Origin of the sequence: Actibacterium sp., assembly GCF_041584535.1 — a bacterium.
In the GTDB taxonomy this organism is placed as follows: domain Bacteria; phylum Pseudomonadota; class Alphaproteobacteria; order Rhodobacterales; family Rhodobacteraceae; genus Actibacterium_D.
In genome coordinates, this window is record NZ_JBFHDW010000043.1 from 1 (window position 1) to 12,156 (window position 12,156).

Annotated in this window: 11 protein-coding genes and 2 pseudogenes; 2 read left to right on the forward strand and 11 right to left on the reverse strand. The window is 63.3% G+C overall.

Going from position 1 to position 12,156, the window contains the following annotated elements:
- The 11 genes and pseudogenes from ABYW26_RS03645 to ABYW26_RS03695 form a co-directional block, all read right to left on the reverse strand.
- Nucleotides 1–144: pseudogene (locus ABYW26_RS03645) on the reverse strand (aminotransferase); the annotation flags it as partial.
- Between the two features lie 95 nt (nt 145–239).
- The gene (locus ABYW26_RS03650) at nt 240–1,541 is read right to left on the reverse strand and encodes an NAD(P)/FAD-dependent oxidoreductase (RefSeq protein ID WP_372603438.1); all 1,302 of its coding nucleotides are present in this window, start codon (nt 1,539–1,541) and stop codon (nt 240–242) included.
- A complete protein-coding gene (locus tag ABYW26_RS03655) occupies nt 1,538–2,893 on the reverse strand; it encodes a glutamine synthetase family protein (RefSeq protein WP_372603439.1) in 1,356 nt (451 codons plus the stop codon). Before ABYW26_RS03655 ends, ABYW26_RS03650 begins: the two co-directional genes overlap by 4 nt.
- Nucleotides 2,886–3,578, reverse strand: coding sequence for a type 1 glutamine amidotransferase (locus tag ABYW26_RS03660; protein ID WP_372603440.1), 693 nt, complete (start codon nt 3,576–3,578; stop codon nt 2,886–2,888). Before ABYW26_RS03660 ends, ABYW26_RS03655 begins: the two co-directional genes overlap by 8 nt.
- 62 nt (nt 3,579–3,640) lie before the next feature.
- Entirely contained in the window at nt 3,641–4,975 is a 1,335-nt protein-coding gene (locus tag ABYW26_RS03665) for a glutamine synthetase family protein (RefSeq protein WP_372603441.1), read from the reverse strand.
- 72 nt (nt 4,976–5,047) lie between these two features.
- A complete protein-coding gene (locus ABYW26_RS03670; RefSeq protein ID WP_372603448.1) occupies nt 5,048–5,494 on the reverse strand; it encodes a TerB family tellurite resistance protein in 447 nt (148 codons plus the stop codon).
- 51 nt (nt 5,495–5,545) lie between these two features.
- Nucleotides 5,546–6,250, reverse strand: a complete 705-nt coding sequence (locus ABYW26_RS03675; RefSeq protein WP_372603442.1) for a hypothetical protein — start codon at nt 6,248–6,250, stop codon at nt 5,546–5,548.
- A gap of 1 nt (nt 6,251) precedes the next feature.
- Nucleotides 6,252–7,895 carry a CTP synthase gene (locus tag ABYW26_RS03680; protein WP_372603443.1) on the reverse strand — a complete coding sequence of 548 codons (1,644 nt, stop codon included), beginning with the start codon at nt 7,893–7,895 and terminating at the stop codon, nt 6,252–6,254.
- A 171-nt stretch (nt 7,896–8,066) separates the two neighbouring features.
- Nucleotides 8,067–9,782 carry an ArnT family glycosyltransferase gene (locus ABYW26_RS03685; RefSeq protein ID WP_372603444.1) on the reverse strand — a complete coding sequence of 572 codons (1,716 nt, stop codon included), beginning with the start codon at nt 9,780–9,782 and terminating at the stop codon, nt 8,067–8,069.
- 6 nt (nt 9,783–9,788) lie between these two features.
- Entirely contained in the window at nt 9,789–10,163 is a 375-nt protein-coding gene (gene secG / locus ABYW26_RS03690) for a preprotein translocase subunit SecG (RefSeq protein WP_372603445.1), read from the reverse strand.
- A gap of 80 nt (nt 10,164–10,243) precedes the next feature.
- Nucleotides 10,244–10,642, reverse strand: a complete 399-nt coding sequence (locus ABYW26_RS03695) for a DUF6524 family protein (RefSeq protein ID WP_372603446.1) — start codon at nt 10,640–10,642, stop codon at nt 10,244–10,246.
- A gap of 147 nt (nt 10,643–10,789) precedes the next feature.
- On the opposite strand from ABYW26_RS03695, the gene ABYW26_RS03700 reads away from it, so the two are divergent.
- Nucleotides 10,790–12,085, forward strand: coding sequence for an adenylosuccinate synthase (locus ABYW26_RS03700; protein WP_372603447.1), 1,296 nt, complete (start codon nt 10,790–10,792; stop codon nt 12,083–12,085).
- A pseudogene (locus tag ABYW26_RS03705) lies at nt 12,085–12,156 on the forward strand (DUF2842 domain-containing protein); the annotation flags it as partial. The gene ABYW26_RS03700 and the pseudogene ABYW26_RS03705, both read left to right, overlap by 1 nt.

Consider the following 12,156-nt stretch of genomic DNA (forward strand, 5'->3'; position numbering starts at 1 on the left):
GAACTCGGCTTCCAGCAGCGCGACGGGCGCGTCTTTGGGGGCGGTATAGCGGAACAGATCGCCGGACTGCATCAGCCGGTCGATTTCGGCGCGTGCGGCCTCGGGGATCGGTTCTGCGTCATAGACGTTGGGAGCCTGTGTCATACCTGCGCCTTTTCTTAATTATACCTTCAAGAAAAGTGTAAGTGACAAAGCCGCGCCGGCCAAATGCTTTTTTGTGAATGTTTTATGTCCTGTGGCTAATGCCCCACACGGTCGCGCAGGGCATACCATGTCATGGCCAGTGCCAGCAGCGGCGACCTGAACGCGGTTCCGCCGGGAAAGCGCTGGCTTGGCAACCGTGCCAACAGGTCGAAACCGTCGTTTTGCCCCTGCGTCGCTGCGGCCATCAGCTTGCCCGCCAGGACCGACAGCGCCACTCCGTGCCCGGAATAGCCCGCCGCCGACAGCACGTTCGGCGCCACCCGCGCCACATGGGGCAGGCGGTTCATGGTGATCGCCAGCGTCCCGCCCCAGGCATAGTCGATGGCCACCCCGGCCAGTTGTGGAAACACCTGTGTCATCGGTTTGCGCACCGTGGCGGCGATGTCGGCGGGGAAGCGATAGCCATAGCTTTCGCCGCCGCCGAACAGCAGGCGGTTGTCATGCGACAGCCGGAAATAGTTGATGACGAATTTGCTGTCGGCCACCGCCACATCGCGGGACAGGATCGCGGCGGGATCAGCCAGAGGCGCGGTGGCGGCGATGAAATTGTTGATCGGCATGACCCGTGCCGCCAGTTTGCGGTCAAGCCCGGTGCCATAGCCGTTGGTGGCAAGGATCACGTGATCGGCCAGAACCCGGCCCTTGTCGGTTTGCACGACCGGGGTCGCGCCATGCTGGATGTGATGCACCGGGCTAAGGTCATGGATCACTGCCCCGGCCTGCGCTGCGGCCCCGGCCAGCCCAAAGGCCAGCCGCAGCGGGTGCAGATGGCCCGCCCCCCAGTCGATCGTGCCGCCCTGATAGGCCGAACTGCCGACCAGCGCCTGAATGGCGGCGCGGTCAAGCGGCTGGATCTGCTCATAGCCATAGTCGCGGTTCAGCTTGTCGGCATAGGCGTGCGAATGCGGCACGTCGCGGGCCTGCCAATCGGCATGGATGACACCGGGGCGATAGGCGGCGTCGATACCATGCGTGGCGCACAGATCATGGATCAGCGCCTTGGCGTCTTCGGCCAGATCCCACAGCGCACGGGCGTCCGCCGCGCCGACCATGCGTTCCAGCGCGTCTTGTTCCAGCCGCTGACCGCTGCCGACCTGCCCGCCATTGCGGCCCGAGGCGCCAAAGCCCACGCGCTGGGCCTCGACCAGCACCACCCGCAGCCCGGCCTGCGCCAGATGCAGTGCCGCCGACAGGCCGGTATAGCCGCCGCCGACCACACAGACATCGGCCCGGACCTGACCGCGCAGCGGCACATAGGGGCCGGGCGCGGAGGCCGTGGCGGCATACCAGCTGTCGGGGTAGGCGCCGGGCCGGTCGTTGGCGTAGAGCAGGTTCATACGTTCAGCAGCAGATGCTCGCGCTCCCACGGGCTGATGACTTGCAGGAATTCCTTGTATTCCAGCTCTTTCACCGCCGCATAGACGGTGCAGAATTCCTCGCCCAGAACCTCGCGCAGGGCGGTGTTGGTGGCGAACAGGTCCAGCGCCTCGGACACGTTGCGGGGGATATCCTCGTCGCTGTCATAGGCGTCGCCGCGGAATTCCTCGCGCGGGAATTTCTGTTCCATCAGCCCCAGATAGCCGCAGGCCAGCGAGGCCGCGATGCCCAGATAGGGGTTGCAATCCATCCCGGCGATGCGGTTTTCCAACCGCCGTCCAGCCGCGTCCGAGACCGGCACCCGCAAGCCAGTGGTGCGGTTGTCGCGGCCCCATTCAAGGTTGATCGGCGCGGCAAAGTCGCGGACGTAGCGGCGATAGCTGTTCACATAAGGCGCTAACAGCGCGATGGCGGACGACATATGGGTCTGCATCCCGGCGATGAAATGCAGGAAGGCGGTGCTTTCCCCGCCATCGGGCAGGGAAAAGATGTTCTGTCCGGTCGCAATATCGACCACCGAATGGTGGATATGCATCGCGCTGCCGGGTTCGTCCTGAATCGGCTTGGCCATGAAGGTGGCGAAACAGTCGTGACGCAAGGCGGCCTCGCGGATCAGCCGCTTGAAGAAGAAAATCTCGTCCGCCAGTTTCACCGGGTCGCCATGGCGCAGGTTCATCTCGATCTGACCAGCGCCGCCTTCCTGAAGGATGCCGTCGATCTCGAACCCCTGCGCCTCGGCGAAATCATAGATATCGTCGATAACCGGCCCGTATTCATCGATGGCCGACATGGAATAGGCCTGACGGGCGGCAGCGCGGCGGCCCGAGCGGCCCATTGGCGGTTCGATTGCTTTGGCGGGGTCGGTGTTGCGGGCGACAAGGAAGAATTCCATCTCGGGCGCGACGATCGGTTTCCAGCCTTGTTCATTAAACAGGCTGACCACGCGGCGCAGCACGTTGCGCGGCGCGACCGGCACCGGGTTGCCCTGCTGATCCATGATGTCGTGGATCACCTGAAGTGTGCAATCCGCCGTCCACGGGGCCGCGGTGGCGGTGGACATGTCCGGGGTCAGGATCATGTCGGGTTCGGTAAAGGCCTCGCCTTCGACGCTGGCCCAGTCGCCGGTGATGGTTTGCAGAAAGATCGAGTTCGGCAGGTAGAAATGCGTCTGCTTGCCGAATTTGCTGGCGGGCATGGCCTTGCCACGGGCAACGCCAGCGATATCGGCAACGATACATTCCACCTCGTCCAGGCGGCGGCCCTCAAGAAAGGCCAGCGCTGCGTCGGGTAATGTGTCGGTCCAGTCAGCCATGGGAGGCCTCGCGTGGTTTGAGGAAAAATTCGGTCATCATATCGGCCAGTTTGGCGCTGTCGGTCGGGCGGTTCAGGTTGGCATGCGCCTGTTGCAACAGCGGCGCGGGCACTACGCCCTTGCCACGGGTGCTGGCCAGCCCGTCGATCATCCCGGCGCTGAATTCGGGATGCGCCTGCACCGTCAGCGCGTCGTCATCATAGGCCAGCGCCGCATAGGGGCAAAAACCGCTGCTGCCCAGCACGGTCGCGCCGGGCGGCAGGGCAGTGACCTGATCCTGATGCCACGCGTTCAGCGTCATCTGTTGCCCGGCAATGTCGTAATCGGTGGCCCCGACCGACCAGCCGCCGGAATATTTCTCGACCCGGCCGCCAAGGGCCTGCGCGATGATCTGGTGGCCGAAACAGATGCCCACCATCGGCACATGCGCGGCATAGGCGGCGCGGATGAAGTCTTCGAGCGGCGGGATAAAGGCGTGGTGTTCATAGGTGCCATGGCGCGAGCCGGTCAGAAGCCAGCCATCGGCGGCATGGACATCGGGCGGGAATTCCATCTCGACTACGTTGAAATCGGTGAATTCGAACCCGCGCCCGGCCAGCAACTGCCGGAACATGTCGGAATAATCCCCCAACGCCGCCCGAAGCTCGTCGGGCGCGTGGCCGGTTTGCAAAATGCCGATCAGCATAGGGTGCTCATGTGCTTGTTTCCCTGACGGTAGCCCCGCGCCCGGCGCCCCGCAAGGGGGCGTTATACGGTATCGAGATACAGCTCGACCTGTTCGGAATGGGTCAGTTCATCGTAATAGCGCAGCTCTTGCCGCTTGGTGGCGACAAGGTTGCGGATCAGGCCCGCGGGCAGGATGCGGCGCATGTCTTCGCTGTCCTCAAAGGTGGCGATGGCCTCGGCCCAGGTGCCGGGCATTTGCGGCAGATCCATCTCATAGGCGTTGCCGCTGACCGGATCGGGCGGGGTCAGCTTGTCTTCCAGCCCGATCAAAGCCGCGCCCAGAATCCCCGCCAGCATCAGGTAGGGGTTGATGTCGCCCCCGGCCACGCGATGCTCGATGCGCCGGGCCGCCGCCGGACCGCCGGGCACGCGCACGGCGGCGGTGCGGTTTTCATAGGCCCAGCAAATGCCGGTCGGCGCATGGGCGCCGGGCACCAGCCGGTCATAGGAATTGCCATGCGGCGCGAACAACAGGCCCGAGCCGGGGATCGCCTGCAAACAGCCAGCGATCGCATGGCGCAATTGATCCGAGCCGCGCGCCGTGCCATCGGCAAAGATGTTGTTGCCGCTCCGGTCCAGCACCGAGAAATGCATATGCATGCCGTTGCCAGCGTAATCGGCATAGGGTTTGGCCATGAAGCTGGCGGCAAAGCCGTGTTTGCGGGCCAGTCCGCGCACCAGCATCTTGAACAGCCATGTGTCGTCGGCCGCCTTTAGCGCGTCGGGTTGATGCACCAGATTGATCTCGAACTGGCCGATCCCAGCCTCGGAAATCGCGGTATCAGCGGGAATATCCATCGCCTCGCAGGCGTCATAGAGCTCGGTGAAAAAGCTGTCGAAGGCGTCCAGCGCCCGCAGCGCCAGCGTATCTGCCCCCGGGCGGCGCTTGCCGGAACTGGGTGACGGCGGCACCCGCAGCCGCGTGCCGCTGTCGTCGATCATGTAGAATTCCAGCTCGGTCGCCACCACCGGCGTCAGGCCCAGATCGGCATAGCGCTGAACCACGCGGGCCAGCGCGTGACGCGGGTCGCCGTCGAACGGGCGGCCGTCTTCGTGAAACATCCACAGCGGCAACAGCGCGGTCGGCGCCTCAAGCCACGGCATCGGCACAAAACCACGCTCGGTCGGTTTCAGAACGCCGTCGGGATCGCCGGAATCAAAGACCAGCGGGCTGTCGTCGATGTCTTCGCCCCAAATGTCGAGGTTCAACACCGAGAACGGAAACCGGGTGCCCTGTTCCTCGATCTTGCCGGCAAAGCGGGTGGGGATGCGTTTGCCCCGTGGCTGCCCGTTCAGGTCGCAGGCAGCGACACGGATCGTGCGCACCTCGGGATGCTGAATCAGCCAGTCGCTCATTGAAATACCCTGTGCTTGTTGGCAGCTGCTCGTCAGCCTGCAGGCACAGAATGGCCAATCAGGTCAAAGCGTTCAAGCGTTACGCCGCGCTTCGACGCGTTTACGGGCCATATTGCTGTCGCGGTCGTTGACGCCCAGCAAATTCGCCACCAATCGCAGCAGGGCATCTTCTTCGTGGTCGCGGATGCCATCGGCCAGAACCACATCCCACAGCGCCTCGACCACGGTCTCGCGGTCCTCGTAGGGCACGGCGTCCTTGATTGCGCGGGTAAAGCGCACGGTATCGGGGGCTTCGGCCTCAAGCTGTTCGGCATCTTGGCGCAGGGCCAGCGCATCGGCGGGCGGCAGGCCGTAGCGCGCATTCAGGATGCGGTCGATGCGATGAAATTCCTCGGGGTCATAGCTGCCGTCCGACCGTGCGACCCGCACCAGAAGCGCGGCCAGCGCCAGACGCGAATCCGAAACGGTCAGCCGCTGGGGTTGAGGTTGGATCAGGCGGGAGAGGAATTCTGCAAACATGGACAAGATATAAGCGGGCCATCGGGCGGGGCCAATGGCAAATTGCCGTGATCAGCTGAGGTTCTGCAAACAGCCAAAGCGGATATCGTCGATCGAGATGCCGCCCTTGTCGCGGTTCAGCACCTGAACCCCGGCCACGCTGGCCGCGCCATCGGCGGTCTCGAACCCCAGATGCGACACGCCGCCGGGCAAGTCCAGATGCACCGCCGCGATCAGGTCGCCGTCGCGGGCCAGAAAGCGCAGCTCGACCGCGCCGCGATGTTCGGCATTGGTGCCCAGATCGTCCAGATATTCGGTATGCACCTTCAGCCCGAACCGGCAGATGTCGCGGTGAAACAGGATCGAGACCATGCCTTCGCCGCGCGCATCGGGTTGGGGTTGTCCGGTGGGGCCAAGCGGATACAGCGCGTTCGACCCGAACACCCGGTGCAGCGAGATCGACAGCGTCTGACCCGGCGGTCCCATCTCGACCTTTAGCGGCGCGGTTGCGGCGCCGGGGCCAAGCGCATCGAACAGATCATCGCCCTTCGCCAAGGCCTCGACGCTTTGACCGCTGAAATGCTGGCCAATCAGGCCGCCGTCAAAAGCATAGCCCTGATCCAGATTGTAACCGGGATAGGGTTTGTCGGGCAGGGTGCTGAAATCAATGCGGCCACGGGTGCCGGCCTCGACCTGTTCATAGGGCAGCGGCAGCAGCGATTGCGCATGTGCGGGCGTCAACGCGGCCAGCCAGATCAGGCAGGCCGCGCGCCACATCTTACACCAGCCGCGAGGTATCGACCGCCGCGCGCACGAAATCGGCAAACAGCGGATGCGGCGCAAAGGGTTTCGATTTCAGCTCGGGGTGGAACTGAACACCGATGAACCACGGGTGATCGGCCCATTCCACGATCTCGGGCAGGCGACCATCGGGCGACATCCCTGAGAAACACAGCCCCTTGGATTCAAGCTGTTCGCGGTATTTGATATCGACCTCATAGCGGTGACGATGGCGTTCCTCGATCGAGGTCGCGCCATAGACACCGGCCACTTTCGAGCCTTCCTTCAGCGTCGCCGAATAAGCGCCCAGACGCATGGTGCCGCCCTTGTCGTCATCGACCTTGCGGGCGACGGTGCGGTTGCCCTGCACCCATTCCTTGAGGTGATAAACAACGGGGGTAAAACGTTTTTTCCCGGACTCGTGATCGAATTCCTCGGACCCGGCATCGTTCAGACCGGCGACGTTGCGGGCAGCCTCGATCACCGCCATCTGCATGCCAAGGCAGATGCCCAGATAGGGGATCTTGCGCTCGCGGGCGAATTTCGCCGCCTTGATCTTGCCTTCGGTGCCGCGTTCGCCAAAGCCGCCGGGCACCAGAATGGTGTGGAAGCCTTCCAGATAGGGGGCGGGGTCTTCGTGATCGAACACCTCGGCGTCGACCCATTTGACGTTGACCTTGACCCGGTTGGCCATGCCACCGTGGGTCAGCGCCTCTTTGATCGACTTATAGGCATCTTCAAGCTGGGTGTATTTGCCGACGATGGCGATATTCACTTCGCCATCGGTGTTGTGGATGCGGTCGGCCACGTCCTGCCAGACCGACAGGTCAGGCTTGGGCGCGGGCGAGATTTCGAACGCATCCAGAACCGCCTGATCCAGACCCTCGGCGTGATAGGCCAGCGGCGCCTCGTAAATCGAATTCAGGTCATAGGCGGCCACGACCGCCTCTTTGCGCACGTTACAGAACAGCGCGATTTTCTGACGCTCTTTCTCAGGGATCGGCTGTTCCGAGCGGCAGACCAGAATATCGGGCGCGATGCCGATGGATTGCAGTTCCTTGACCGAGTGCTGGGTCGGCTTGGTCTTCAATTCGCCCGAGGCCGCCAGATACGGCAGCAGCGTCAGGTGCATAAAGATGCATTGGCCGCGCGGCTTGTCATGGCTGAACTGGCGGATCGCCTCGAAGAACGGCAGGCCTTCGATATCGCCGACGGTGCCGCCAATCTCGCACAGCATGAAATCGACTTCGTCGTCGCCGATTTTCAGGAATTCCTTGATCTCGTTGGTGACGTGCGGGATCACCTGAATGGTCTTGCCCAGATAGTCGCCGCGGCGCTCTTTCTCCAGCACGGTGGAATAGATCCGCCCCGAGCTGACCGAATCCGTATTGCGGGCGGCGACGCCGGTGAAACGCTCGTAATGACCCAGATCCAGATCGGTTTCGGCGCCGTCATCGGTGACGAAAACCTCGCCATGCTCGAACGGCGACATCGTGCCGGGATCAACGTTCAGATAGGGGTCAAGCTTGCGCAGACGCACAGAATACCCGCGGGCTTGCAGCAACGCGCCAAGGGCGGCCGAAGCCAGACCTTTGCCAAGCGATGAGACCACACCACCGGTGATGAAAATATACCGTGCCATACCGAGATTTTCCCCGCGGTTTTTATGTTATTTTTGCGGGCGCAACATGGCGGTTAAGCCTTCCCCACGGGACTCATCAGATACCCGAAGAAACCGGATCGAACAAGGGCAGAGGCCCAATATGATGTGGGGTATTTCAGGTTTTCCGCAACGGCTGGCTGGCCGTTGTTTTTAACGGCATTCGCGCAGAACCGGGTCGTCTTTGCGGGCGATCAGGCCATATTCGCGGCGTTTGTCATTCACATTATAAGCGATGCCGGTGACGGTTTCGATTTTTTCCAGCGGCGTGCCCGCACGTGATTCCAGATCGGGCAGGGTGGCCGGATCGGTGGTTTGCACCAGAACGCGGGTGCCATCGGGGCCGGTGGCCAGCAATTCTGCCGCCTGATCCGGCGAGATAAAGCGCGTGTCGGTGCCGGCGATGATGGCAAGGCTCAGCTCGATATAGCCGGTGGCGCGGACCGGTTGCGGCGCGCAGGGCTGATATTTCAGATGCGCCGCCGCCAAAGGCGGGCTGAGGAACAGGCTGCGCAGGCCGGGCAGGGTGCTGCCGAACAGCACCGGAAACACCAGCAGCCCTGACAAAAGGGCCAGCCCGGCAAAGGCATGCGGCCGGGCCAGAACCAGCGCCAGCGCCGCCAACAGCGCCACCATGAACCCGGCAATCGCGGCGATCAGCGGCAGCGCGGCCCACTGGTCTTCGAAATGCATCGGCGCATAGGCGGTCAGGCCGCACATCACCACCGCGCCCAACAGGAACAGCACCGTCACAACGAGGCGCAGACCGATATTCGAACGCCGTTCAACCGCCGGGCTGATCAGCCACATCGCGCCAATCATCGCCAGCGCTGGCAAGGCGGGCAGGATGTAATGCGGCAGTTTGGTGCTGACGATTTCGAACACCAGCCACATCGGGATCACCCATGCGGCGGCAAGGATCAGCGCTTCTTCGCGGCGGCTGCGCCACGCCCAGCCCGCGGCCAGCGGCAGCAAAACCGCCCAGGGCCACAGCGTGACCCACATCAGCCCCAGATAATAGCCCGGCGGGCCCGAGTGCCCCTCGGAGGCGTTGCCGACCTTGCCCGCAAGGTCCTTGCCGACGGATTCGGCGTAAAACCCGCCATCGGTGACAATGCCGATGGCAATGAACCACGGCGCGGTCAGCAGGGCGAACAGCGCCAGCCCGGGCCAGAGTTTCAGACTGCGCAGCGGCGCCAGCGAACGTTTGGCGATGGTCAGCCATAGCAACGTGCCGCCGGTGACAATCAGGATGATCGGCCCCTTGATCAGCACGCCCAGCGACAACGCTGCCCAGAACAGCGCGTGATACCGCCCGAATCGCGCGGTGGCGGGGGTGTGCAAGCAGCGGATCAGCGCGCCTTGGGTCAGGGTGATCGCGGCCAATAGCGCGGCGTCGGTCTTGGCGATATGGCCTTCGAACACCGTCAGAAAGCTGGTGACGACGATGATGCCGGCGATCCCGGCAGCGCTGGCGCCGGCAACGGGGGCGACGGCCCACATCGTCAACAGACCCGCCAGCAGAATGCCCAGCGAAGACGGCAGGCGGTAGGCCCAGTTCGGCGCCTCGGCGCCTTGGCCAGTGGCGCTGGCGCCAAGGCTTTGCAGCCAATAAATCCCCGCCGGTTTTTTCCAGCGCGGCTTGTCCAGATTCTGAGGATTGATGAAATCGCCGGTCTCAAGCATCTGCTTGCTGGCGGTGACATAGCGGGCTTCGTCACGGTCGGTGATCGGCAGGCCACTTTGACCGGGGATCAATGTCAGTGCCGCCAGACAGGCGATCAGCGCCGCCCAGATCAGGCGGCGCCCGTTCAGCGTAACCAACCCGGCGCGAATTGCGGAATCCAGCCGGGTCAGCGCCGCAATCATCGGGTGTTACTCGGCTCGCGGCGGGGTCAGCGGCGCGTTCGGGTCGATCTTGGTCGAGGGCGGCAGCAGGTCGGTGCCGGTTTCCGCCGGAGCGGTTTCCTCGGCCGGGGCTTCAGCCGCGGGGCCAAGCCGGTCCAGAACCGAGCTATCCGCCGATTTCTCGGCCGCGATGATGGTCAGGCCAATCGAGGTGACGATAAAGGCGATCGCAAAGATCCAGGTCAGTTTCCCCAGCGCGGTCGCAGCCGAACGGCTGGACATGGCGCCACCGCCACCACCGCCGCCCATGCCAAGGCCGCCGCCTTCGGAGCGCTGCAACAGCACGATACCGATCAGGCACAGGGCGAGGATCAGATGGACGATAAGAATGACGTTTTCCATGGCGGCGCGGGTCCGGGGCTAAATGTGACGGGTCTATCTAGGCGCAAGTGCGCCGGGTCGCAACCCCCGTTGCGCTGTGGTTACTCGTCTACGTCGTCAATATCGAACTGACCGGACAGTTTGCGGCGCACCATGCTCCAGCTCAGGCCGATGCCCAGAACGATCGACATCGCCAGAACGCCCAGCCACATGTTCAGGGTGGAATGTTCCAGCGACAGCACGCCCCAGTCGATCAGCACCCAGATCAGGGCCGCGATCAGCGCCGCCACAAGAAACATGCCAAAGCCGCCGATCGAGCGCAAAGTCGCCCGCAGATAGATCACGTAACCGATGAACAGGATCAGACCCAGAAGAACGGTCAGCGGCAACTCTTCCGTATAGGTGCGGCGCACCCATTGGATATAGTTCCACTCGGTCGGGTTAAATGTCGCGCGGACCAACACAAATGCAAACACCCAGCGCAGAAAGATGCCCGTCATCTGTCCCTCCGGCTTTTTTCCTGTCGTGCCGCAATGTTGCGGCCCTGTCCAGCCCCACGCGCGGGGCTGGATGAAAATCCCGTTTGCGCTTGCCCCGCGCGCGGGTCTATACGGTGGCGGGTTTTCCTCTATTCGCAAGGATCAACTATGGCCAATGTTGTCGTCGTCGGCGCCCAGTGGGGAGACGAAGGAAAAGGCAAAATCGTGGATTGGCTTTCTGAACGGGCCGATGTCATCGCCCGTTTTCAGGGGGGTCACAATGCCGGTCATACGCTGGTAATCGACGGAAAAGTCTACAAGCTGCATGCGCTGCCTTCGGGTGTGGTGCGTGGCGGCAAACTGTCGGTGATCGGCAACGGTGTGGTTCTGGACCCGTGGCATCTGGTGAACGAGATCGAGACCGTGCGTGCGCAAGGCGTCGAAATCACTCCGGAAAGCCTGATGATCGCCGAGAACAAGCCGCTGATCCTGCCGATTCATGGCGAACTGGACCGGGCCCGCGAAGAAGCGGCCTCGAAAGGCACCAAGATCGGCACCACCGGTCGCGGCATCGGCCCGGCTTATGAAGACAAGGTTGGCCGCCGCTCGGTTCGGGTTGCCGATCTGGCGGACGAGGCGACCCTGATCGCCCGCGTCGATCGCGCGCTTCAGCATCACGACCCGCTGCGCAGGGGGCTGGGGATCGAGGCCGTCGACCGCGACGCGCTGATCCAGCAACTAAAGGATATCGCGCCCAAGATCCTGCCCTATGCCGCACCGGTGTGGAAAGTGCTGAACGAAAAGCGCAAGGCGGGCAAACGCATCCTGTTCGAAGGTGCGCAGGGCGCGCTGCTGGACATCGACTTTGGCACCTATCCTTTCGTGACCTCGTCCAACGTGATCGCCGGGCAGGCGGCGACTGGTGTCGGCATCGGCCCCGGCTCGATCAATTATGTGCTGGGCATCGTCAAAGCCTATACCACCCGCGTCGGCGAAGGCCCGTTCCCGACCGAGCTGCTGGACGAAGACGGTCAGCGTCTGGGCGAGCGCGGCCATGAATTCGGCACCACCACCGGCCGCAAGCGCCGCTGTGGCTGGTTCGATGCGGCGCTGGTGCGCCAGACCTGCGCGACCTCGGGCGTCAACGGTATTTCGCTGACCAAACTCGATGTGCTGGACGGGTTCGAGACGCTGAAGATCTGCGTCGGTTATGATCTGGACGGCAAGCGGCTGGATTACCTGCCGACCGCCGCAGATCAGCAAGCGCGCTGTATTCCGATCTACGAGGAAATGCCGGGCTGGTCCGAATCGACCGAAGGCGCGCGCAGCTGGGCCGAATTGCCGGCGAACGCGATCAAGTATGTGCGCCGGGTCGAGGAACTGATCGATTGTCCGGTGGCGCTGCTGTCCACCAGCCCCGAGCGTGAAGACACCATCCTCGTCACCGACCCGTTCGCTGACTGATGGCGCTGTCCTATAAAGCCCGCCGGCGCTGGTCGCTGGTCATCCTGATCGTCGGATTGCCGGTCTATATC